The 21,227-nt window shown below is 74.4% G+C and carries 23 protein-coding genes; 10 read left to right on the top strand and 13 right to left on the bottom strand.

The features are described 5' to 3' along the window. Window positions 1–13: 13 nt before the first annotated feature. From ABEA04_RS03770 to ABEA04_RS03760, 3 genes are read left to right on the top strand one after another with little or no spacing between them, the layout of a single operon-like run. The gene (locus ABEA04_RS03770; protein WP_345454661.1) at window positions 14–541 is read left to right on the top strand and encodes a DUF2867 domain-containing protein; all 528 of its coding nucleotides are present in this window, start codon (window positions 14–16) and stop codon (window positions 539–541) included. Next, window positions 538–1,455 carry a hypothetical protein gene (locus tag ABEA04_RS03765; protein WP_345454659.1) on the top strand — a complete coding sequence of 306 codons (918 nt, stop codon included), beginning with the start codon at window positions 538–540 and terminating at the stop codon, window positions 1,453–1,455. The genes ABEA04_RS03770 and ABEA04_RS03765 overlap by 4 nt, the downstream gene beginning before the upstream one ends. Beyond that, window positions 1,452–1,943 (top strand): SigE family RNA polymerase sigma factor, encoded by a 492-nt coding sequence (locus ABEA04_RS03760; protein ID WP_345454657.1) that lies wholly within the window; start codon window positions 1,452–1,454, stop codon window positions 1,941–1,943. Before ABEA04_RS03765 ends, ABEA04_RS03760 begins: the two co-directional genes overlap by 4 nt. A 25-nt stretch (window positions 1,944–1,968) precedes the next feature. Here ABEA04_RS03760 and ABEA04_RS03755 read toward each other — a convergent pair whose 3' ends face one another. Beyond that, on the bottom strand, window positions 1,969–2,580 hold the full coding sequence (locus tag ABEA04_RS03755; RefSeq protein WP_345454655.1) for a hypothetical protein: 612 nt from the start codon (window positions 2,578–2,580) through the stop codon (window positions 1,969–1,971). Window positions 2,581–2,702: 122 nt separating this feature from the next. Here ABEA04_RS03755 and ABEA04_RS03750 point away from each other — a divergent pair, with 122 nt between their 5' ends. Next, window positions 2,703–3,497, top strand: a complete 795-nt coding sequence (locus ABEA04_RS03750; RefSeq protein WP_345454653.1) for a septum formation family protein — start codon at window positions 2,703–2,705, stop codon at window positions 3,495–3,497. Window positions 3,498–3,504: 7 nt separating this feature from the next. Then, window positions 3,505–4,281 (top strand): septum formation family protein, encoded by a 777-nt coding sequence (locus ABEA04_RS03745; RefSeq protein WP_345454651.1) that lies wholly within the window; start codon window positions 3,505–3,507, stop codon window positions 4,279–4,281. Here the strand turns inward: ABEA04_RS03745 and ABEA04_RS03740 are convergent. Next, window positions 4,268–4,903, bottom strand: coding sequence for a TrmH family RNA methyltransferase (locus tag ABEA04_RS03740; RefSeq protein WP_345455626.1), 636 nt, complete (start codon window positions 4,901–4,903; stop codon window positions 4,268–4,270). The two genes, ABEA04_RS03745 and ABEA04_RS03740, sit on opposite strands and share 14 nt — an antisense overlap. 116 nt (window positions 4,904–5,019) lie before the next feature. Here ABEA04_RS03740 and ABEA04_RS03735 point away from each other — a divergent pair, with 116 nt between their 5' ends. Beyond that, window positions 5,020–5,856, top strand: a complete 837-nt coding sequence (locus ABEA04_RS03735; protein WP_345454649.1) for a DedA family protein — start codon at window positions 5,020–5,022, stop codon at window positions 5,854–5,856. 4 nt (window positions 5,857–5,860) lie between these two features. Here the strand turns inward: ABEA04_RS03735 and pyrE are convergent, their stop codons facing one another. Continuing rightward, window positions 5,861–6,397 (bottom strand): orotate phosphoribosyltransferase, encoded by a 537-nt coding sequence (pyrE, locus tag ABEA04_RS03730; protein ID WP_345454647.1) that lies wholly within the window; start codon window positions 6,395–6,397, stop codon window positions 5,861–5,863. A gap of 30 nt (window positions 6,398–6,427) precedes the next feature. Here pyrE and ABEA04_RS03725 point away from each other — a divergent pair, with 30 nt between their 5' ends. Continuing rightward, a complete protein-coding gene (locus tag ABEA04_RS03725) occupies window positions 6,428–7,588 on the top strand; it encodes a pyridoxal phosphate-dependent aminotransferase (protein ID WP_345454645.1) in 1,161 nt (386 codons plus the stop codon). A gap of 439 nt (window positions 7,589–8,027) precedes the next feature. On the opposite strand, the gene ABEA04_RS03720 is transcribed toward ABEA04_RS03725, so the two are convergent. Next, a complete protein-coding gene (locus tag ABEA04_RS03720) occupies window positions 8,028–9,134 on the bottom strand; it encodes an alpha/beta fold hydrolase (RefSeq protein WP_345454643.1) in 1,107 nt (368 codons plus the stop codon). Between the two features lie 29 nt (window positions 9,135–9,163). Between ABEA04_RS03720 and ABEA04_RS03715 the strand changes: the two genes are divergently transcribed. Continuing rightward, window positions 9,164–9,580, top strand: coding sequence for a DUF3253 domain-containing protein (locus ABEA04_RS03715; RefSeq protein ID WP_345454641.1), 417 nt, complete (start codon window positions 9,164–9,166; stop codon window positions 9,578–9,580). Window positions 9,581–9,602: 22 nt separating this feature from the next. Here ABEA04_RS03715 and ABEA04_RS03710 read toward each other — a convergent pair whose 3' ends face one another. Genes ABEA04_RS03710 through ABEA04_RS03695 form a run of 4 tightly spaced genes read right to left on the bottom strand, consistent with a single transcriptional unit; the run spans window position 9,603 to window position 14,203 of the window. Next, complete coding sequence (locus ABEA04_RS03710) at window positions 9,603–10,382, bottom strand: SRPBCC family protein (RefSeq protein WP_345454639.1); 780 nt, start codon at window positions 10,380–10,382, stop codon at window positions 9,603–9,605. Window positions 10,383–10,389: 7 nt separating this feature from the next. Further along, the gene (locus ABEA04_RS03705) at window positions 10,390–11,244 is read right to left on the bottom strand and encodes an FAD binding domain-containing protein (RefSeq protein ID WP_345454637.1); all 855 of its coding nucleotides are present in this window, start codon (window positions 11,242–11,244) and stop codon (window positions 10,390–10,392) included. Continuing rightward, window positions 11,241–13,709: a xanthine dehydrogenase family protein molybdopterin-binding subunit gene (locus ABEA04_RS03700; protein ID WP_345454635.1), complete on the bottom strand. Its 2,469-nt coding sequence runs from the start codon at window positions 13,707–13,709 to the stop codon at window positions 11,241–11,243. The genes ABEA04_RS03705 and ABEA04_RS03700 overlap by 4 nt, the downstream gene beginning before the upstream one ends. After that, a complete protein-coding gene (locus ABEA04_RS03695; RefSeq protein WP_345454633.1) occupies window positions 13,706–14,203 on the bottom strand; it encodes a (2Fe-2S)-binding protein in 498 nt (165 codons plus the stop codon). The genes ABEA04_RS03700 and ABEA04_RS03695 overlap by 4 nt, the downstream gene beginning before the upstream one ends. Window positions 14,204–14,521: 318 nt before the next feature. Here ABEA04_RS03695 and ABEA04_RS03690 point away from each other — a divergent pair, with 318 nt between their 5' ends. Then, complete coding sequence (locus ABEA04_RS03690; protein WP_345454631.1) at window positions 14,522–15,079, top strand: hypothetical protein; 558 nt, start codon at window positions 14,522–14,524, stop codon at window positions 15,077–15,079. A 323-nt stretch (window positions 15,080–15,402) separates the two neighbouring features. Here ABEA04_RS03690 and ABEA04_RS03685 read toward each other — a convergent pair whose 3' ends face one another. Continuing rightward, on the bottom strand, window positions 15,403–16,638 hold the full coding sequence (locus ABEA04_RS03685; RefSeq protein ID WP_345454629.1) for a sigma-54-dependent transcriptional regulator family protein: 1,236 nt from the start codon (window positions 16,636–16,638) through the stop codon (window positions 15,403–15,405). Between the two features lie 64 nt (window positions 16,639–16,702). Between ABEA04_RS03685 and ABEA04_RS03680 the strand changes: the two genes are divergently transcribed. Then, the gene (locus ABEA04_RS03680) at window positions 16,703–17,296 is read left to right on the top strand and encodes a DUF1707 SHOCT-like domain-containing protein (protein WP_345454627.1); all 594 of its coding nucleotides are present in this window, start codon (window positions 16,703–16,705) and stop codon (window positions 17,294–17,296) included. Window positions 17,297–17,330: 34 nt separating this feature from the next. Here ABEA04_RS03680 and ABEA04_RS03675 read toward each other — a convergent pair whose 3' ends face one another. From ABEA04_RS03675 to ABEA04_RS03660, 4 genes are all read right to left on the bottom strand, one after another. Continuing rightward, window positions 17,331–18,515 (bottom strand): XdhC family protein, encoded by a 1,185-nt coding sequence (locus tag ABEA04_RS03675; RefSeq protein ID WP_345454625.1) that lies wholly within the window; start codon window positions 18,513–18,515, stop codon window positions 17,331–17,333. Continuing rightward, entirely contained in the window at window positions 18,508–19,650 is a 1,143-nt protein-coding gene (locus tag ABEA04_RS03670) for a vWA domain-containing protein (protein ID WP_345454623.1), read from the bottom strand. Before ABEA04_RS03670 ends, ABEA04_RS03675 begins: the two co-directional genes overlap by 8 nt. Further along, window positions 19,647–20,531: an AAA family ATPase gene (locus tag ABEA04_RS03665; protein WP_345454621.1), complete on the bottom strand. Its 885-nt coding sequence runs from the start codon at window positions 20,529–20,531 to the stop codon at window positions 19,647–19,649. The genes ABEA04_RS03670 and ABEA04_RS03665 overlap by 4 nt, the downstream gene beginning before the upstream one ends. A gap of 118 nt (window positions 20,532–20,649) precedes the next feature. Continuing rightward, window positions 20,650–21,225 carry a nucleotidyltransferase family protein gene (locus ABEA04_RS03660; RefSeq protein ID WP_345454619.1) on the bottom strand — a complete coding sequence of 192 codons (576 nt, stop codon included), beginning with the start codon at window positions 21,223–21,225 and terminating at the stop codon, window positions 20,650–20,652. Window positions 21,226–21,227 lie beyond the last annotated feature (2 nt).

Here is a 21,227-nt window from a genome sequence, read left to right as displayed (position 1 = left end):
TAGCGTCGACCACATGGACCGCGGCCGCACCCTGCGCAGCTCGCGTCGCTCGTCGGCGCTCGCCCTCGACCCGGCGTCGGTGTGGGCGGTGGCGGCCTCGGGCGAGGACGGTCCGCAGTGGTACGTCGACGCGGCGCCGTTCGCGTTCCGGCGGGCGATCGACCGGCTGGCCCTGGGGCCCGCGCTGAAGCGGCGTCCGCCCGGACGGCCGCTGCTCGAGACCGGCGACGAGGCCGGGTTCTGGCGCGTGGTCGAGGCCGACCACGACGCCCACCGCCTCACGCTGCAGGCCATCGTGCGGGCACCCGGCACGGTGACCCTCGAGGTCGTCGTGCACCCGGACGACGCCGGCTCGCGCCTCGAGCTGGTCGTCGCGTTCGCGCCGCGCGGCGTCCTCGGCACCGCCTACCTGCTCGCCGACCTGCCGGCGCGCGAGGCGCTGACCGAGCTGGTGATGCTGCACGTGCTGACCGTCGTGCGTCGGCACGAGGCGGGCGCCCGTGACAACCGATCGTGGCCGCGTGCCGTAGACCAGGTGTGAACGACACCGACCTCGCCGCCCGGATCGACCGCTCCTTCGGGGACGGCCCCGCGCCGCAGCCGCCGCACACCCACCTCCGCGCCGGCCGGCGTGCGCTGCTGCGACGTCGGGTGGCGACCGGCGCGGGTGCGCTCGCCGTCCTCGCGGTCGTCGGCGCCGGCGTCGCGATCAGCGGCCTCGCGGACGACGGCGGTGGGTCGGGCACCGGCCCGTCCGGCCAGGAGCCGGGTCCGGCCGCCGCCCCCGACCAGGCCCCGGCGGTGCCGACGGTGCCGCCCCTCGACGTGCGACGCGCGGATCTCGGGCCGGGCGGACTGGTGGCCGTCGACCGGGACGGCACCCTCGTGCTCGCCCCGGGCGTTCGAGTGGTCGAGGTCGTCGAGGACCCGCTCGACTCCGCGCCCGCCGATCCGTCCGCCGCCGTCTCGGTCGTCCGCGGCGACCAGGAGCGGTGGTCCCTGGTGACGTCGTCGGGCTACGAGTTCTCCCAGCCGGCGGAGCCCGGTGGCTCCGACTTCGCCGCCTGGGCCGAGCAGACGGCCGCGGAGCTGCCCGGCAACTCCGACGCCGACGGTGCGGACCCCGACGTGGGCGACCTGCAGCAGCTGCGCCTGGTGCGCTTCGGCGACGGCGAGACGCTCCGGGCCGAGCCCGGCACCACCGTCCTCGCCCAGACCGATGACGTCGTCCTCCCCGAGAGCTTCGCGGCTCCGGACGACCGCACGGCTGCCGCCCGGGTCGACCACGACGGCGACCTGCTCTTCGTCCTCGCCCGCCAGCTCGACGGCTCGGACCCGGAGTTCATCGTCTATCCGCAGACCGCGCGCACGGGCGCCACGCTCACGAGCTTCCTCTCCTTCGCGGCGACCAAGTACGAGGACGGTCCCGGCGGAGGATCCGAGGGTCTGCGTTGAGGGCCGCCCAGCGCGACCGCGAGTTCACCGAGTTCGTCGCCGCCCGGCAGCAGCACCTGCGCCGCATCGCCTACGCGGTGTGCGGCGACTGGAACCGGGCCGACGACGTCCTGCAGTCGGCCCTGACCAAGCTGTACGTCGCGTGGCCACGGGTGCGGCGGGCCGGCACCGAGGAGGCCTACCTGCGCCGCATCATCGTGCGCACCGACATCGACGAGCACCGTCGGACGTGGCGCCGTCGCGAGCAGCCGGGGCTCGACGGGCACGACCGCGCCGCCCGCGAGGGGCTCGGCGTCGAGGACCGTTCCGCGCTGTTCGAGGCGCTGCAGTCGCTGCCCGAGATGCAGCGCAAGACCGTGCTGCTGCGGCACTGGCTGGGCCTGTCGGTGGAGGAGACCGCGTCCGAGCTGGGCATCGCCACCGGCACCGTCAAGAGCCACACCTCGCGCGGCGTGGCGGCGCTGCAGCAGGTGCTCGCCGCGACCTGACGCCGCCCGTCGGTGGCCGCACGTCTCAGTCGTCGGCCACCGTGCGGTCGACCTCCTCGACCAGCACCGGCAGCGCGGCGAGCAGGGCGTCGAGGTCGGCGGTCTCGGGCGGGGCGCCGAGGGCGACGTAGACGCCGTCCTGCACCCAGACCGCCTGCCCGTACTCACCGCCCTGGTCGAGGGTGACCACGGTGCCGTCGTCCAGCCCGTCGACGGTGCGCTCGGTGATCTCGGCGGCGCGGCCGGAGGAGTCGCGCGCCGGCGCGACCGCCTCGTCGAGGTCGTCGTCGGTGGTGCGCACGACCAGGCCCACCGGCAGCTCGTCCCCGGTGTCCGGGACGAAGCTGCACTGGACCCGAGCGTCCTGCGAGCCGGTGCCGATGAGGTTGGCGGAGTCCTCGAAGGTGGCACCGCCGATGCCGAGCGCCTCCGCGACCCGCCCGGCTCCCTCGTCGTCCAGGGCGAGGCAGTAGGTGCGGCCGTCGCCGGTACCGACGCCGGCCTTCTCGAAGGTCGCGGCCAGGTTCTCGGCGAGCTCACTGCGCTCGGGCCCGGCGTCCTCGTCGTCACCTCCGCAGCCGGACGCCAGGGCGACGGTGGCGAGGAGGGCGGCGATCGTCAGCCGGGGCAGGCGCATGCGGCCGACCCTTCCCCGCGGGTCGTCCGTCCACGCCCGCCGGAGGGAGAGACCTGGCCGATCGGACGACGTCCACCGGATTCGGCCCCGCCCGCGCCCTGCCGGCGGTACGGTCCCGCGCCATGACCCGCACCCTCCTCCGCGCGCTCGCCTGCCTGGCGCTGGCCCTCGGCGTGACGTCCGCCGTCCTCACCGCACCGGTCGCCGCCACCCCGGCACCGGCGACCGGGGCCAGCACGACCCCGACGGCCGAGGCCTCCGCCGCCGGCCGTCCGAAGGTCGGCAGCTGCCACGCGCTGACCTACGAGGAGGGCGGCCGCTACAGCGACCCGGACGCCCCGGTGCCGTGCCGCCGCTCGCACACCTCGCGCACGGTCAAGGTCTTCGACGTCTCCCGGAGCGTCGTCGCCGACCAGTCCAAGGCGTTCGACGCCGGCATCCGCGGCTGCGCCCCCGCGATCCGGCGGGCGCTCGGCGGCTCGCGCAAGGCGCAGGAGATGTCGGCCTACAACCTGATGTTCTTCGCCCCGACCGCGGCGCAGCGTCGGGCCGGCGCCCGCTGGATCCGCTGCGACCTCACCCTGCTGGGCGGCAGCCGGCTACTGCCGCTGCCGACCGACCGCACCCCGGCCCTGGGAGCGCTGCCCCACCCCGACCGCGTCGCCCGGTGCGGGGACGCGCGGCGGGCGGGCTTCTACGCCACCGCCTGCTCCGCCAAGCACGACTACCGCGCGAAGAACACCCTGCGGATCCCGTCGAAGACCTACCCGGGTCGCAAGGGCATGCTCCGCATCGCCGGCCGTCGCTGCCCCGCGATCGTCGGCTCCCGCACCTGGTACGCATCGTGGCCGAGCGCCGAGGGCTGGCGCCTCGCCGGCGAGCGGCTGATGGTCTGCTACCGCAAGACCACGCGGTGACCCCGGCGTGACCCGACCACTGCTGCACCGGCTCGCCCTGCTCGCCGCCGCCGTCGTGACGGGGACGCTGCTCGCCGGGCTCCCGGCCGCGTCGACCCAGGCGGCCGCACCCTCGTCCGCCGCGCGGGTGGACGACGTGCCCGAGGTCGGCGACTGCCACCGGCTGTCCTACTTCGAGTCGCTGAAGCCCACCGACACCGACCGGCCGGTGCCGTGCACGGGCCCCCACACCTCACGGACGTTCCTCGTGGCGACCGTGCCCGCGCGGGTCGACCTCTCCGACCTCGACGCCGTCCGTCGTGAGGTGGGCGACCGCTGCATCCCGGTCTGGCGCGAGGTCGTCAGCCCCTCGATCAAGCGGCGACTGATGTCGACGTACTCGCTGGTGTGGTTCGTGCCGACGCGCGGCGAGATCCGGCGCGGCGCCCGGTGGCTGCGGTGCGACCTGGTGCTCTACGGCGGCGGCAGCCTCGCCCCGCTGCCGCCGGCTCGCACGCCCCAGCTAGGCGCCGCGCCGCACGCGGACGCCGAGGCGCGGTGCTACGAGTCGAAGCGCTGGGACTACGAGGTCACGGTCTGCTCGCGGCGTCACGCCTACCGCGCCAAGGGCGTCTACACGATGAGCGGTCGCGCCTACCCCGACGCGGCCCGTCTGCAGCGGGTCGCGGCGAGGCGCTGCCCGCGCATCGCCGGCACGCAGCAGTGGACCGTCTTCAACCCCTCGCCCGACGACTGGCGCGACGGCTTCAAGTACTTCGTCTGCACGGCGATCACGAAGAGCTGAACCCGCCGAGGTCGGCGTGCGCCCGCACCCAGGCGTGCATGGCGATCGCCGCGGCCGCCGCGGCGTTGATCGAGCGGGTCGAGCCGAACTGCGCGATCGAGAACGTGCCCGCGCAGGCCGCGCGGGCGTCGTCCGAGAGTCCCGGACCCTCCTGCCCGAACAGCAGGCACACCCGGCGCGGCAGCACCGCCGTCTCGAGCGGCGTCGCGCCGGGCAGGTTGTCGATGCCCCACACCGGGACGCCGTCCAGCGCGGCCACGAGGTCGGCGGGCGTCGCGTGGTGACGCACGTGCTGGTAGCGGTCGGTGACCATGGCGCCGCGCCGGTTCCAGCGGCGCTGGCCGACGATGTGCACCTCGGCGGCGAGGAAGGCGTTGGCGGTGCGCACGATCGTGCCGATGTTGAAGTCGTGCTGCCAGTTCTCGATCGCGACGTGGAAGTCGTGGCGGCGGGTGTCGAGGTCGGCGCGGATCGCCTCGAGGCTCCAGTAGCGGTAGCGGTCGACCACGTTGCGCCGGTCGCCGTGCTCGAGCAGGTCGGGATCGAGGCGGTCGTCGTCCGGCCAGGCGTCGCGTCCGCCAGGCCAGGGACCCACCCCGACCTCGGGCCGGCCGTGCGGCATCGGGTCGTAGGGAGCCCGCCGCGGGCCGTCGTCAGGCGCCTCGGGGTCGGAGACCGGGGGGATCTCGGGGTCGGGCGCCGACACGCCGGCGACCCTACGACAGGTACCGTTCAGGGGTGATCGCGGCCATCGAGCCTGTCCTGGCCCCCCTGCTGCTCGGCATCAAGTGGCTGGAGCCCGAGTACCTGCTCGACCAGTACGGCGCCTCCTTCATCTGGCTGAGCCTGGCCATCGTGTTCATCGAGTGCGGCCTGTTCTTCCCGTTCCTGCCCGGCGACACCCTGCTGTTCGCGCTCGGGCTGTTCATCGCCGGCGGCCAGATCTACGTGGTCGGCATCCACAACGAGCCGGTCGAGCTGGTGCTCACGCTGTTCATGCTGACCACGGCCGCGTTCCTGGGCAACGTGGTCGGCTACGAGATCGGCCGCAAGCTCGGGCCACCGCTCTACGAGCGCGACGGGCGCATCCTCAAGCGCAAGTACTTCGACAACACCGGCAAGTTCTTCGACAAGCACGGCAACCGGGCGCTGGTCATCGGGCGGTTCGTGCCGTTCGTGCGCACCTACATCACCGTGGTGGCCGGCGTGACGCAGATGGACCGCCGCCGCTTCTTCCGGTGGAGCCTGGTCGGCGCGCTGCTCTGGGTCCTCAGCATCACGCTGATCGGCTACTTCCTCGGCGCGGCCTTCCCGGTGATCGGCGAGAACATCGACTACGCCGCCATCGCCATCGCGGTCTTCACCATCGCCCCGCTCGCCTACGAGGGCATCAAGCACCGGCGCGAGCTGGGTGGGCACGGGGACGACGAGGCCGCCGCCGCCACGGCCGGCGCCGGGACGACGTCCGAGACCGTCGAAACCGTCGAGACCGTCGAGACCGTCGAGACCGAGCCGGCGACGTCCGCCGAGCCGACCGAGCCGGCGTCCGACGCCAGCGGGCGCTGCCGCCGCTGAGTCGCTACCCGGCGCGGGCGGCGTCGAGGTCGGCCTTGGTGAGGACGGCGCGCACCTCGAGGCCGACGTCGGCCAGCGGGTTCTCGCCGGCGGGACTGCGGTCGATCGCGCAGCAGACGACGTCGACGACCGCGCCGCCCTCGCGCAGGGCGGTGACGGCGTCGCGCACGGCGCCGCCGGTGGTGATGACGTCCTCGATGATCGTCACCCGCTTGCCCTCGAACGGCGGGCCCTCGGCAAGCTTGCAGGTGCCGTAGGTCTTGGCCTGCTTGCGCACGAACAGCGCCGGGGTGCCGAGGATGCCGCTCACCGCCGTCGCGATCGGGATGCCGCCGAGCTCGAGGCCGGCCAGCAGCTCGGTGTCCTGCGGGACGAGCTGGATCATCTCCCGCGCGACGCGGGCCAGCAGGAGCGGGTCGGCCTCGAAGAGGTACTTGTCGAAGTACTCGTGGCTGACCTGTCCCGAGCGGAGCGTGAACTCGCCGGTCAGGCGGCAGCAGGCGTCGACGTCGGCGGCCAGGGACTCGTCGGTCGTGGTCACCCGCTCAACCTAGTGCGGCAGGCTGGGGTCGTGGTCGCGACCCGTCTGCACGACATCCCACCCACGATCTTCGCCGAGATGTCGGCGCTGGCCGTGCGCACCGGCTCGGTCAACCTCGGCCAGGGCTTCCCCGACGAGGACGGCCCGCCCGAGGTCGCCGCGGCGGCCGTCGCCGCGCTCGAGGGCGGCGGCAACCAGTACGCGCCCGGCGTCGGCGTCCCCGCGCTGCGGCAGGCGGTGGCCGCGCACCAGCGGCGCCACTACAGCCTCGACCTCGACCCCGACACGCAGGTCGCCATCACCACCGGGGCCACCGAGGCGGTCGCGGCGGCGCTGCTCGGGCTGGTCGAGCCGGGCGACGAGGTCGTCGTCCTCGAGCCCTACTACGACTCCTATCGGGCGATGCTGCAGGTGGCCGGCGGCGTCCGGCGTCCGGTCACGCTGCGCTCTCCCGACTTCCGCGTCGACCTCGACGAGCTGCGGGCGGCGGTGACGCCGCGCACCCGGTTCGTGCTGCTCAACAGCCCGCACAACCCGACCGGCACGGTGCTGACCGACGACGAGCTCGCGGCCGTCGCCGCGCTCGCGATCGAGCACGACCTGACCGTGATCACCGACGAGGTCTACGAGCACCTGGTCTTCGACGGGCGGGCGCACACCCCGATCGCCACGCTGCCCGGCATGTTCGAGCGCACCCTGACGCTCTCGAGCGCCGGCAAGTCCTACTCGTTCACCGGCTGGAAGGTCGGCTGGGCCACCGGTCCGGCGCACCTGGTGGTGGCGGTGGTCGCGGCCAAGCAGTGGCTCACCTTCACCTCGGGCGCGCCGCTGCAGCCCGCGGTGGCCCACGCGCTCACCGAGCACGCCGGCTTCCCCGCCGAGCTGGCCCGCGACCTGCAGGAGCGCCGCGACCTGCTCGTCGCCGGTCTCCGCGCCGCCGGACTGCCGACCTCGGTGCCGCAGGGCACCTACTTCGCCACCTCGGACGTCGCCGGGCTCGGCTGGGACGACGGCCTCGCGTTCTGCCTCGCCCTGCCCGAGCGGGCCGGGGTCGTCGCCATCCCGGAGCAGGTCTTCTACGACGACCCCCGCGGCCCCGGCCGCCACCTCGTGCGCTGGGCGTTCTGCAAGCGGCGCGAGGTGCTCACCGAGGCGACGAGCCGGCTGGCGAACGCCGACCTGACCGTCTGACGGTGGTCGAGGTGCGAGGAGCCCTGGCGACGAGCCTCGAGACCACGGAGCACCCACGGGGTCAGGACCACACGGAGGGCCTGGTCACGCAGCGTCCACGGGGTCAGGACCGCACGGACCCTGAGCTTGTCGAAGGGCCCTGACAGGTCAACGGGCGCGGCGTGATGGACATACCGACCGCCTGTGTTGGATTGCGCCTCCGCTCCTTCGTCGCTTCGGCGCGTGTTCGCGGCGCCTGATGCGATGCGAACGGGCATGACCGGCCCTTTGTGCCGAGCACCGCGATCTCCGACGTCCGGGAGACCGAGCCGTTGTCAGGGCTGGCCCTGCTTCGCTCCGGTCGGTCTCGCTGGCGCTCGGTCCGGATCCCGCGTAGCGCCGGGTCGGTGGTTGCGTCCGATGCCCTTCGACAAGCTCAGGGTCCGTGCGGAGGGCCGGATCAGGCAGCGACGTCCAGCTGCCGCTTGAAGAAGCGGACTGACCGGCGGATGGAGCGCTCCCAGGCGCCGTAGAAGGTGTGGCCCTCGCCCTCGTAGAAGACCAGCTTCGAGTCGACGCCGGCGCGCTGCATGAGGCGGTCGCTGGCGCGGGCCCAGCGGGGTGGGCAGGTGTCGTCGACCTCGCCGTGCAGCGAGAGCACCGGCTCGGTGATGCGGTCGTAGTAGGTGCGCGAGGAGAGGCCGGCGTAGAAGTCGGGGTTCTCGCGCGGCGTCCCGAAGCGCTCGTAGTAGGCCTGCAGCTCGTCGGGGCGGTTGGGCTCGGTGAACTGCTCGAGGTTGTCGACGAAGTCGCTGCTGACGCTGGCGTAGACCACCGCGGCGTCGACGAGGCCGGGGTAGGCGACGAGCACGTTCTGGGTGACGCCGCCGCCCATCGAGCGGCCGAGCATGCCGAGCTTGTCGGCGTCGACGTAGTCGAGCTGCTTCAGGGCGCGCACGGCGTTGGCGGCGTCGCGGGCGTAGCCGAGGCGCGACTCCAGGTCGACCGGCGGGACGTCGTCCGACCCGGCGTGGCCGCGGTAGTCGGTGTGCAGGACGACGAAGCCGGCGTCGGCGAGCCAGGTCTGCTCGCGGGCCAGTCCCTGGCCGGTCTCGTAGATGGCGGGGTCGATGTAGCCGTGGTTGAGCACCAGCGCGGGGAACGGGCCGGGGCCGTTGGGGCGGAACAGCTCGCCGGTGATGGTGAGGCCGTCGCTGCGGTAGCTGACCTCGTACTTGGTGTGGCCGCCGGTGTCGGCCGGCACCTGCCGGATGACGCGCAGCCGGTGGCCGTTGAGGTCCTCGCGCATGATCGCGGGCAGCGAGAGCCGGTTCGTGACCGGCGGCAGGTCGTCGGCCGGGTCGTCGGTGGGCTCCTGCGACGGCTCGTCGGTGGGCTCCTCGGACGGCTCGTCGGTCGGCTCGGCCGACTCGCTCGGCTCGGGCGGGGCCGTCGTGACCTGCGTGCTCGACGGCGGCGGCGCGCTGTCGGGCGCGGGGTCGTCGTCCCCCTCGGAGCACGCGGCGAGGAGCGGGACGGTGAGGATGGCGGCCAGGGCCCGGCGCATGTCATGAACCTACGGGCACCATGGGAGACGTGGCCCGACGCGAGCGCAGCAGCGACCCCACCCCGCCCGAGAAGACGTGCGCCTCTTGCGGACGCCGCATCGAGTGGCGCAAGAAGTGGGAGCGCAGCTGGGACGAGGTGCGCTACTGCTCCGACGCCTGCCGACGCCACAAGGTGACCGACACCGACCGCGCGCTGGAGGCCGCCATCGGCGACCTGCTCGACCAGCGCAAGGGCGGCGCGACGATCTGTCCGTCGGAGGCCGCGCGCCGGGTCGGCACCGACCAGGGCCTGGACGACGAGGGCTGGCGCGAGCTGATGGAGCCGGCCCGCCGGGCCGCGCGCCGGCTCGTCGCGGCCGGCGAGGTCGAGATCACCCAGGGCGGCCGGGTCGTCGACCCCTCGACCGCCAAGGGCGCGATCCGCATCCGGCGGACCGCGCCCTGACGGCGTTCTGGTCTGACCGGGTCTAGCGACGCAGCAGCCGCCAGAGCACGGCCAGCACGGCGAGCGCTCCCAGCCCCTGCTTCCAGTAGGCCTTGGCCAGCACCGGGACGACGGCCGCACCGAGGTCGACGGCGACGTCCTCGGACGCCGCGGGGCGCGGCGCCGGCCGGGGCGCGGCGGCCGGCTTCGCGGCGGCGGCCGGCGCGGGGTCGGCCGCCTCGGCGGCGGCCGGCGTCGTCGAGGACGACGAGGACGGCGCAGACGGCGAGGACGCCGAGGACGACGCCGCCGCGGCGTCCGCGATCGGCGTCGCCTCTGGCGCCTCCTCCACTGCCGGGGCCGACTCGGACTCCGAGTCGGCCGTCAGCCGCTGCTCGAGGCAAGCGACGAACTGCCCGAGCAGCTTGTCGGAGACGTCCTGCATCACACCGCGGCCGAACTGGGCCGGCTTGCCGGTGATGGCGAGGTCGGTGAGCACCTCGACGTCGGTGCCCCCGCCCTCGGCCTCGCTCATGGCCAGCGACACCTTGGCCCCGGCGGTGCCGTTGCCACGCTTGTCCTTGCCCTTCGCGTCGACCTTGAAGGAGTGGGAGGCGTCGTCCTTGTCGACGAAGGTGCCCGACCCGTTGTAGACCAGCGCGATCGGCCCGAGCTTGACCTTCACCGACCCGGCGAAGCTCTCGCCGTCGGCCTCGGTGACCGTCGCGCCCGGGAAGCACTCCGCGAGCGCCGCGATGTCACCGAAGGCCTCCCACGTCTGCTCGACCGGCGTGGGGACGGTGAACCGGTGGGTGAGGTCCACGGCGCCCCTACGCCCCCGCCGCCGCGAGCACCGCGCGCCGCGTGAGCACGGTGGCCAGGTGGCGCCGGTAGTCGGAGTCGCCGTTGAGGTCGGACGGCGGGTTGGCGCCCTCGGCCGCCTGCGCCGCGGCGGCGCGCACCGCCTCGTCGGAGGCCGGCTGGCCGGCGAGCGCGGCCTCGACCGCGCGCGCCCGCAGCGGGGTGGAGCCCATGTTGGTCAGGCCGACCCGCGCCTCGGAGATGGTGCCGCCGTCGGCCTTCACCGTGGCCGCGACGGCCACGATCGGCCACTGGTGGGCCACCCGCACGAACTTCTCGTAGTGGGCGCCCCAGCCGGTGTGCTTGGGCACGCGCACCTCGGTGAGGATCTCGTCCTCGCCGATGGCGGTCTCGAAGAGGTCGACGAAGAAGTCGTCGGCCGAGACCGTGCGGGTGCCGCCCGACCCGGCGATGACGAACTCGGCGCCCAGGGCGAGCACCGGCGCGCCGAGGTCGCCGGCGGGGTCGGCGTGGGCCAGCGCCCCGCCGAAGGTGCCGCGGTGGCGGATCTGGTGGTCGGCGAGGTGCGCGACCGCCTTGGTGATCAGCGCCGCGTGCTCGGCCACCAGCGGGTCGGACCCGACCACCGAGTGCTGGGTCATGGCGCCGATGGTGATGGCGTCGCCGTCGTCGCGGACGCCACGCAGCGCGTCGATGCGGTTGAGGTCGATGACGACCTCGGGCGCGTTGAGCCGCATCCGCAGCACCGGCAGCAGGCTCTGCCCGCCGGCGAGGATCTTGGCGTCGTCGCCGTGCTCGGCGAGGGCGGCCAGCGCCTCCTCGACCGAGGTCGGGGCCACGTAGTCGAACGAGGCGGGGATCATGCGCCGGCTCCTTCCGTGCTCGAGGTGCCGGGTTCGGCGTCCGGCTCGAAGTGCGGCATCGCCGCGCCCTGCGTGGCCGGGCCGCCGTCGCCGGCGCCGTTGATCGCCTTCCACACGCGCTCGGGCGTGCACGGCATCTGGACGTCGGTGACGCCGAGGTGGCGCACGGCGTCCACGATCGCGTTGACCACGGCCGGGGTGGAGGCGATGGTGCCCGCCTCGCCGACGCCCTTGACCCCGAGGGTGTTGGTGAGCGCGGGGGTGGTGGTGTGGTCGACGTCGAAGCTGATCGTGTCGGCCGTGGTGGGCAGCAGGTAGTCGACGAACGAGCCGGAGACGAGCGTGCCCGCCTCGTCGTAGACCGCCTCCTCCCACAGCGCCTGGGCGATGCCCTGCACCAGGCCGCCGTGCACCTGGCCGGCTACGATGAGCGGGTTGATGACGTTGCCGATGTCGTCGCAGCACGCGTACTTGCGCATCTTCACCGCGCCGGTCTCGGTGTCGACCTCCATCGCGCACAGGTGGGTGCCGTGCGGGTAGTTGAAGTTCACCGGGTCGAAGGTGGCGTCGGCGTCGATCGAGGGCTCCACGCCGTCGGGCAGGTTGTGCGCGGCGAACGTGGCGGTGGCGATCTCGCCGATGCCGAGGCCCTGGTCGGTGCCGACGACGCTGAAGCGGCCCTCGTGGAACTTGATGTCGTCCATGGAGGCCTCGAGCAGGTGGGCCGCGATCGGCTTGGCCTTCTCGATGACCTTGTCGGCCGCCCGCACCAGCGCCTCGCCGCCCACCACGAGCGAGCGCGAGCCGTAGGTGTCGAGGCCCTTCGGCGCGATCGCGGTGTCGCCGTGCAGGATCTCGACGTCCTCGAACGGGACGCCGAGCCGGTCGGCCACGATCTGGCTGAAGGCCGTCTCGTGGCCCTGGCCGTGGGCGCTCGCGCCGGTGACGACCTCGACCTTGCCGGTGGGCAGCATGCGCACCGAGGCGTGCTCCCAGCCGCCGGCGCCGTAGTCGAGCTGGCCCAGCACGCGCGAGGGCGCGAGGCCGCACATCTCGGTGAAGGTCGAGATGCCGAGGCCGAGCTGCACCGGGTCGTTCGACTCGCGGCGACGCTGCTGCTCGGCGCGCAGCTCGTCGTAGCCGAACATCTCCATGGCGCGGGCGGTGGCGGCCTCGTAGTTGCCGGAGTCGTACTCGAGCCCGGCGACGGTGGTGAAGGGGAACTCCTCGTGGGTGATCCAGTTCTTGCGCCGGATCTCCATCGGGTCGACGCCGACCTCGGCGGCCAGCTCGTCCATCATCCGCTCGATGGCGAACGTCGCCTCCGGGCGGCCGGCGCCGCGGTAGGCGTCGGTCCAGGTGGTGTTGGTGAGCACCGTCTGGCAGGCGAAGTGGTAGGCCGGGAACTTGTAGATCGCGTTGAACATGAACGCACCGAGCACCGGGACGCCGCCGCCGACGATGGCGATGTAGGCGCCGAGGTCGGCCGACAGCTCGACCTTGAACCCGGTGACCGTGCCGTCCTTCTCGGCCGCGAGGGTCAGCTTCTGCCACTGGTCGCGGCCGTGGTGGGCGCTGACCAGGCTCTCGGAGCGGGTCTCGGTGTACTTGACCGGCTTGCTCAGCAGCCGGGCGACCGCGAAGGCGATCATCTCCTCCGGCGTCTGCTGCAGCTTGCCGCCGAAGCCGCCGCCGACGTCCGGGGCGATGACGCGGATCTTCGACTCCGGCACGCCCGTGGTCGCGGCGAGCGCGAACCGCAGGATGTGCGGGATCTGGGTGGCCGACCACACGGTGATCTGCTCGCCGGTGGGGTCGACGACGACCGAGCGCGGCTCCATGAACGCCGGGATCAGCCGCTGCTGGCGGAACTCGCGCTCGACGACGACGCCGTCCGCGCGGGCCTTCTCGATGGCCTCGTCGGCGCTGCCGCCGGTGCCGGCCTCGGCGGAGTCGAAGACCCACAGGGCCGACTTGTTGGTGCCGAGGTCGGGGTGGGCGAGCACCTCGTCCTTGAGCGCGTCCTTGATGCCGATGACGGCGGGCAGCTCGTCGTACTCGACGTCGACCAGCTCGGCGGCGTCGCGTGCCTCGGCGGCGGTGCGGGCCACCACGCAGGCGACGATCTCGCCGGCGAAGGCGACGCGCTCGGTGGGCATCGGGAGGTGGGTGGGCGCGACCTGGTCGGGCGTGATCGGCCAGGCGTTGATGCAGACGCCCTGCAGGTCGGCGAGGTCGGTGCCGGTGAGCACCGCGACGACGTTGGGCGACTCCTTGGCCGCCTCGACGTCGATCGAGGTGATCGTGGCGTGGGCGAAGGGGCTGCGCACCATGGCGAGGTGCAGCAGCCCGGGCACGGTGAGGTTGTCGGTCCAGCGGGTGCGGCCGGTGATGAGGCGCTGGTCCTCCTTGCGCCGGCGGTCGCGGCCGATCTCGGAGGCGGGGGCGTCCTGGGTGGCGGTCACGCGCTGGCTCCTTCCGTCTGCCCGGCGGCCTGGCCGGAGGCGTGCTGCACGGCCTTGACGATGTTGTGGTAGCCCGTGCAGCGGCACAGGTTGCCCTCGAGGCCCTCGCGGATCTCGTCCTCGCTGGGCTTCGGGTTCTCCTGCAGCAGTGCCGCGGTCTGCATGACCATGCCGGGCGTGCAGAAGCCGCACTGCAGGCCGTGGCACTCGCGGAACGCCTCCTGCACCGGGTGCAGCCCGTCGCCGTCGTGGGTGTCGGCGAGCCCCTCGATCGTGGTGACCTCGGACCCGTCGGCCTGCACCGCGAGCACGTTGCACGACTTCACGCTGGTGCCGTCGAGGTGCACCGTGCACGCGCCGCAGTTGCTGGTGTCGCAGCCGATGACGGTGCCGGTCTTGCCGAGACGCTCGCGCAGGTACTGCACCAGCAGCATCCGGGGTTCGACGTCGTCGGCCACCTTCGAGCCGTCGACGGTGAGGCTGATCCGGGTCATGGACTCTCCCTTGGGGATGGCGGCCGGTCACGGGCGGACCGGTGACGTGCGTCACGCTAGGCGGGTCCGGTTGGCCGATGGTTGGGGTCGGGGCGGGTGCGAGCGGCGAACGAGGTCGCGGCCCACGCGGCGTCCGGGTGGCGGTCGGGTTGCCGGCCTGGTCCGGCCCGGTCGGCGTCGGGTCGGGTCGGGGTCGGGTCGGGGTCGGGTCGTGTGCCCCACGCCGGTCGTGGCGCCTTCCTCGGGCACACGACCCCCTCTCCGGGTCCCGGTGTGCGGGCGCGGTTGCCCGGGGCGCTCCGCGGGCAGGGTGGCGGCGTGCTGATCGTCGTCCTCGTCTGGGCCGTGGCGGCCCTGCTCCTCGTCCACGCGCTCTACGGACCCGACCGCTGGTACTACGCGGTGACCGCCCACGTGCGTCCCGGGGCGGCGAGGCCGGCCGCGCGCGGACGCCGGCTGCTGGTGCTGCGCGACTGGCTGCTCGTCGCGGCCGCGGTCGCGGTCGCCGTCCCGGTGACGCTCGACCGGCTGCCGCCGAGCGACGACGAGCTGGCCGCGGCGGTCGACGAGGCGTTCCTGCTCGCCCCGCCCGACGGCCTGACCGAGAGTCGGCTCGAGGCGCAGCTGCGCCAGGTGCTCGACCGCGACGACGTCACCGTCGACCGCTACCTGCCGGAGGGGTCGAGCGGCAGCCGCACCATCGAGCCCGGCGTCCCCCTGACCGACCGGTGGGACGTCCGGATCGGCGCGGACTCTGCCGGCGACGACGGCTCGGCCGGCGCGTGCGCCACCGTCGAGACGACCTACGACACCGCACCCGGGTCGAACGCCTTCGTCGTCGAGCCGACGGGCGTCGAGGCCGGCGCCTGCGGGTGACGTCGGTGCGGGCGGTTCAGGGGTCGGGCCAGGGCAGCGGTGAGCCAGTTACCGAACCGACGTCGAGAACGGTCACTCACCCACCGCCCACCCGGGCCCAGCCACGGCGGCGGTGAGCCAGTTACCGATCCGACGTCCCGAACGGTCACTCACCCACCGCCCACCCAGGCCCAGCCACGGCGGCGGTGAGCCACTTACCGATCCGACGTCCCGAACGGTCACTCACCCACCGCCCACCCAGGCCCAGCCACGGCGGCGGTGAGCCACTTACCGAACCGACGTCCCGAACGGTCACTCACCCACCGCCCACCCGGGCCCAGCCGTCAGCCCCCGGCAGCAGCGAGGCGGCCCTTGAGCAGCGGGGTCGCGGGGTGGGGGCGGCTGCCGAGGTCGGCCAGGCAGCGCTCGAGGACGGCGGTGTCGTAGGGGGCGAGCTCGGCGTAGCGCAGGACGGCGTCGGGGTCGGGGTCGGTGAGCAGCGCCTCGCGGACGGCGACGGCGACGTACTCCCCCAGCTCGGTGAGCGCGGGGCTGTTGGTGCCGGGCAGCAGGTCGCCGCCGTAGGCCTCGACGGCGGCGACGACCCGGCCGTGGCGCAGCAGCGAGAGCACGTGCTCGACGTCGGTGGCCACCGGCATCGGCAGCCGGTAGGGGCGGGAGGCGAGCTGGCCGCCGAGGGCGGCGCGCAGGTGCGAGACCTCGGCCTTGAGCGTGGAGAACGTGATGGCCTGGTCGCCGTAGACGAGCGCGTGCAGCTGCTCGAGGCTGAGTCCCTCGGGGTGCAGGGCGAGCAGCGCGAGGATCTCGGTCTGGCGCCGGTTGAGCAGCAGCCGCTGGCCGTCGAGGCGCACCTCGGCGGTGCCGAGCAGCGTCATCACCAGGCCGGGGTCGGCGGTCTCGTCGAGCGGCGCGGCGCTTGGGTGGTGGCTCGAGCGCGGCAGCGCCCCCTCGATCAGCCGCGCCATCACGCGGGCGGTCGCCAGGCCGATCGGGTGGGTGCGGTCCCAGGTGGTGGAGAGGTCGAGGACGCCGAGCTGGCGGCCGCTCACCGGGTCGTGCACCGGCGCGGCCCAGCACACCCAGTTGTGCACGATCGAGGCGTAGTGCTCGGCGCTGAAGACCATCGACGGCTCGGCCAGCCGGTTGGCGAGGTCGAGCGCGTTGGTGCCGACCGACTCGTCGTCCCAGCGCCCGCCGGCGACGAAGTTGACCGACTCGGCCTTGCGCCGCATGACCCGCCCGCCGTAGGTCCACAGGATGCGGGTGTCGGCGTCGGTGACGGCGAGCACGAGGTCGCCGTCCTCGGCGGTGCGCCGCAGGTCGGCCTCGACCCGCTCGACGGCGGTCTGCAGCGGCGAGTCGCGCCAGATGGACGTCGTCTCGCTCTCGTCGGCCAGCGGCGCGGCCTGCACGTCGGGGTCGACGGCGGCTCCGGACCGGGCCCAGCTGCTCAGGATCTCGGGCCGCACCAGCGGGGCCGCCTCGTCGCCCTGCTCGACGAACGTCGTCCAGGCGCGCACGCACTCACGCCTGCGCTGGTCGAGCTCACCGACCCCCATGGCGCGAACCTACCCCGCGGGTGTGAGGGCGGTCACCGGAACGGCGCTGCCTAGGGTTGGGGGCGTGACGGGCTCGGACGACGCCATGCGGGTGGGGACGCCGGAGCGCGAGCGGGCGCTCGACCTGCTCACCGACGCCGCGAGCGAGGGCTACCTCGAGCTCGGCGAGCACCAGGAGCGCACCGAGCGGGTGCTGGCGGCCCGCACCCGCGGCGACCTGCGCGCCGTCCTCGCCGACCTCGAGGGCAGCGAGCGGGTGCTGCCGCCGGCGCCCGCCGCGCGCGACGCCGCACCGGTGGCGCACCCCGGCGGCGTCCCGCCGCTCGAGCTGAGCATCCACTGGACGACGGTGCGCCGCGGCGGCGCCTGGGAGGTGCCGCCCCGGCTGGTGGTCACCGGGTCGATGGGCACCGCCGACCTCGACCTGACGCTCGCGACGCTGACCCGGCCGCTGGTCGAGATCGACCTGCAGGTCTCGGCCAGCACGGTCAAGCTGCGGCTCGGCGCCGACCACACCGCCGACGTCGAGGGCCTCGCGCTCGGCGGCTGGTGCAGCGTGAAGGACAAGGCCGGCCCGCCGACGTCCGCGGTCGGCCCGCGCGTGGTGCTGCGCGGCTCGCTGGCCGGGTGGAGCAGCGTGGTGCTGCGGCGGGGGTGACCCCGCGCCGCAGCCGTTCGCAGCCGTCCGCGGCTCAGCCGTGGATGCGGCCGTCGCGCTGCGTCAGCGGCTCGCCCGAGCCGCCCCAGCGGCCGGCGATGATCTCGGCGGCGATGCTGACGGCGGTCTCCTCGGGCGTGCGGCCGCCCAGGTCGAGGCCGATGGGGCTGGAGAGGTAGGCGAGCTCGTCGTCGGTCAGGCCGGCCTCGCGCAGCCGCCGCATGCGGTCGTCGTGGGTGCGGCGCGATCCCATGGCGCCGACGTAGGCGACCTGGTTGCTCGCCGGCAGCCGCAGCGCGACCTCGAGCAGCGGGACGTCGAACTTGGGGTCGTGGGTGAGCACGGTCACGACGGTGCGCTGGTCGAGGCGGCCGCCGTCGCGCTCGGCCTCGAGGTAGCGGTGGGGCCAGTCGACGACGACGCGGTCGGCGTCCGGGAAGCGGCTGGCGGTGGCGAAGACCGGCCGGGCGTCGCAGACGGTGACGTCGTAGCCGAGGAACGAGCCCACCTTGGCCACCGCGGCGGCGAAGTCGATGGCCCCGAAGACCAGCAGCCGCGGCTTGGGCGCGAACGACCACACGAAGACCCGCATGCCCTCGCCGCGCCGCTCGCCGTCGGGCCCGTAGCCCAGCGTCGCGTTCGTCCCCTGCGCCAGCAGCCCCAGCACGTCGTCCGTCACGGCGTCGGTGGCCCGTTGCGACCAGAGGGTGCCGGTGGATAGTCCCGGACGTTTGGGGGGTTCCAAGGCTGTTTCGACCCCCGAAACGTCAGGGACTACCGCCGGGGGGCGGACGACGAGGCGGGCGCCGAGGCGGGCGGGGTCGGGGTGCTCGATGACGGTGGCGACGGCGACGGGACGGCCGGCGGCGACGTCGGCGGCGATCTCAGCGAGCTCGGGGAAGGTCTCGCGCGAGACCTTCTCGACCCAGACGTCGAGGATGCCGCCGCAGACCAGGCCGACGGCGAGCGCGTCGTCGTCGGAGACGCCGTAGCGGTGCAGCACCGGCGTGCCGTCGGCGACGACCTCCTGCGCGAGCTCGTAGACGGCGCCCTCGACGCAGCCGCCGGAGACCGAGCCGACGGCGGTCTCGTCGGGTCCGACCAGCATCGAGGCGCCGGGCGGGCGGGGCGCGGAGCGGAAGGTGGCGACCACGGTGCCGACGCCGACGGTCTCGCCGGCCTCCCACCACGCCATCAGCTCGGCCATGACGTCACGCACGGGCGATCACCTCCACCAGCTCGGCGTAGGTCGCCAGCGTGTGCCCGGCGACCAGGTCGTCGAGGTGCGGCAGGACGGCGAGGATGCCCTGCTGCACCGGCTCGTAGCCGGTCTTGCCGCGGTGCGGGTTCACCCAGACGACCCGGTGCGCCACGGCCTGGAGCCGCCGCACCTGCTCGCCGAGCAGCGCCGCGTCGCCGCGCTCCCAGCCGTCGCTGAAGACGACCACCACCGCCCCGCGGGCCAGGCCGCGGCGTCCCCACCGGTCGACGAAGACGCGCAGCGTCTCGCCGAGCCGGGTGCCGCCCGACCAGTCGGGCACGGCCTCGCCGGCGGCGGCCAGCGCCCGCTCGGCGTCACGCGAGCTCAGCGCGCGGGTCAGGTGCGTCAGGCGGGTGCCGACGGTGAACGTCTCGACCCGACCGCCGCGGACGGCGAGCCCGCGCGTCAGCGTGTGGGCCAGCCGCAGCAGCGCGTCGGCGTAGCCGCTCATCGACCCCGACACGTCGACCAGCAGCACCACCCGCCGCGGCCGCAGCCGCCGGTGACGCCACTCGATGCGGGCCGGCTCGCCGTGCCGGCGCAGGCTGGCCCGCAGCGTGCGGGCGGCGTCGACGTCGCCGCGCCGCCAGGACTCGCGGCGCACGGTGCGGCGCAGGGGCGGTCGCGGCCGGAGCGTCGAGAACAGCGCGGCCAGCCGGGCCTTCTCGGCGGCGGTCATCGCGGCGACGTCGCGGTGCCGCAGCACCTCGACCTCGCTGGCCATCGCGGCGGTGGGGTCGTCGTCGCCGTCCCCGCCCTCGCCGGCGTCGTCGCCCTCGGCGAGCGTCTCGACCTGGACGACGCGCTCGGGCGCGGCGGGCTTCTCGCGCGGCAGCCCGGTGTCGGGGTCGAAGAAGGCCTCGAAGACCTGGTCGTGGCGCAGCAGGTCGTCGGGCGAGGCGCACAGCGTGGCGCGGCCGGCCAACTGCACGGCCCGGCGCCGGTCGGCGCCCACCGTGGCCGCGGCCTCGAGGAACCCGGCCGCGCGGTCGTGGGTCACCGGCACGCCGGCGGCGCGCACGGCCCGCGCGAAGGCGAGCAGCACCTCGTCGGGCTCGTGACGGACGGTGGCCCCACCGGTCGCGAGGGTCACGCGCGCAGCACCTGGTCGAGCGCGTGACGCACGCGGTCGGCGTCCTCGCGGTACTTCACGAGCGCGCCCAGCGTGCGCGACGCGGAGTCGAGGTCGAGCTCGGTGGTGCCGAGGTGGTGCAGGGCGCGCGCCCAGTCGAGGGTCTCGGCGACGCCCGGCGGCTTCTCGAGGTCGCCGCGGTCGCGCAGCCGCTGCACGACGCCGACCACCTGCTCGGCCAGCCGCGCCGAGACCTCCGGAGCCCGCGAGCGCACGATGGCGACCTCGCGGTCGAGACCGGGGTGGTCGATCCAGTGGTAGAGGCAGCGGCGCTTGAGCGCGTCGTGCAGCTCACGGGTGCGGTTCGAGGTGAGGACGACGACCGGCGGCGTCGCGGCCGCGACTGTGCCGAGCTCGGGGATGGAGACCTGGTAGGTCGAGAGCACCTCGAGAAGGAACGCCTCGAACTCGTCGTCGGCCCGGTCGACCTCGTCGACCAGCAGCACGGCGGGGCTGCGCTGCAGCGCGGTGAGCACCGGCCGCGCCAGCAGGAACCGCTCGTCGTAGAGCGACTTCTCGGCCTCCTCGACCGCCCCGACGCCGGCCGCCCCACCCGCGGCCTCCAGCGCCCGCAGGTGCAGCACCTGCCGCGGGAAGTCCCAGTCGTAGAGCGCCTGCGTGGCGTCGATGCCCTCGTAGCACTGCAGCCGCACCAGCGGGACGTCGAGCGTCTGCGCCAGCGCCTCCGCCAACGCGGTCTTGCCGGTGCCGGGCTCGCCCTCGAGCAGCAGAGGCCGCTGCATCGCCAGGGCGAGGAAGCCGACGGTCGCGAGGTCGTCGTCGCACAGGTAGCCGGTGGCGGCGAGCCGTTCGGACACCTCGGCCGGGGAGGCACAAGTCACCCCGCCAGGCTACGGACCCCGCCGTTGGCCGCCGGTTGGCGCGGGCCTTCCGGTGGCGCGGGGCGTCGTACGAGGTGGTCGCCGGAGCCGCCGGGACGTGGGACGTGGGACGCCCGCGTCAGGGGCGGGCGTCGACGTCGTGCCCGGTGGCGAGGTCGCCGCACTCGACGAGCGCGACGTCGTGCGCGGCGAGGTACGCGCGGGCGCCCTGGTCGCCGGTGGCGGTGGCGAGGACGCCGTCCCAGTGGTCGCGGCCGAGGACGACCGGATGGCCCGGCCGGCCGTCGAAGGCGGCACGCGCCAGCACCCCGGGCCCGGACGCCGCCGCGTCCAGCGCGGCCACCAGGCGGCGCACCACCTCCGCGCCGACGTCGGGCAGGTCGACCAGGCCGACCACCACGGCGTCCGGGGTCGCGGGCCCGTCGGCCAGCGCCCGCAGGCCGGCACGCAGCGAGGCGGCCATGCCCTCGGCCCAGTCCTCGGCCACCACGACGGTGACACCGCCGGGCACCAGCACGCGCGCCTGGTCGGCCGCGGCGCCGAGCACCACCGTCACCGGGTCGCAGCCGCCGTCGGCCAGCGCGGCCACCGAGCGCGGCAGCCACGCCGTCCCGTCGGGGTCGTGCACGAGCGCCTTCGGCCGGCCCATGCGCGACCCGGCCCCGGCGGCGAGCAGCAGCCCGGCGGGACTCACGG

This window comes from Nocardioides marinquilinus, assembly GCF_039543705.1.
Lineage (GTDB): Bacteria > Actinomycetota > Actinomycetes > Propionibacteriales > Nocardioidaceae > Nocardioides > Nocardioides marinquilinus.
This window is presented reverse-complemented; position numbering and strand designations above follow the sequence as displayed.

Excerpts from the sequence above, each read along its gene's own strand:
- ABEA04_RS03770 (WP_345454661.1), top strand. The coding sequence starts at position 14 with ATGGACCGCGGCCGCACCCTGCGCAGCTCGCGTCGCTCGTCGGCGCTC.
- ABEA04_RS03755 (WP_345454655.1), bottom strand. The coding sequence starts at position 2,580 with ATGCGCCTGCCCCGGCTGACGATCGCCGCCCTCCTCGCCACCGTCGCC.
- ABEA04_RS03750 (WP_345454653.1), top strand. The coding sequence starts at position 2,703 with ATGACCCGCACCCTCCTCCGCGCGCTCGCCTGCCTGGCGCTGGCCCTC.
- ABEA04_RS03740 (WP_345455626.1), bottom strand. The coding sequence starts at position 4,903 with ATGCCGCACGGCCGGCCCGAGGTCGGGGTGGGTCCCTGGCCTGGCGGA.
- ABEA04_RS03720 (WP_345454643.1), bottom strand. The coding sequence starts at position 9,134 with ATGCGCCGGGCCCTGGCCGCCATCCTCACCGTCCCGCTCCTCGCCGCG.
- ABEA04_RS03705 (WP_345454637.1), bottom strand. The coding sequence starts at position 11,244 with ATGATCCCCGCCTCGTTCGACTACGTGGCCCCGACCTCGGTCGAGGAG.
- ABEA04_RS03695 (WP_345454633.1), bottom strand. The coding sequence starts at position 14,203 with ATGACCCGGATCAGCCTCACCGTCGACGGCTCGAAGGTGGCCGACGAC.
- ABEA04_RS03685 (WP_345454629.1), bottom strand. The coding sequence starts at position 16,638 with ATGGGGGTCGGTGAGCTCGACCAGCGCAGGCGTGAGTGCGTGCGCGCC.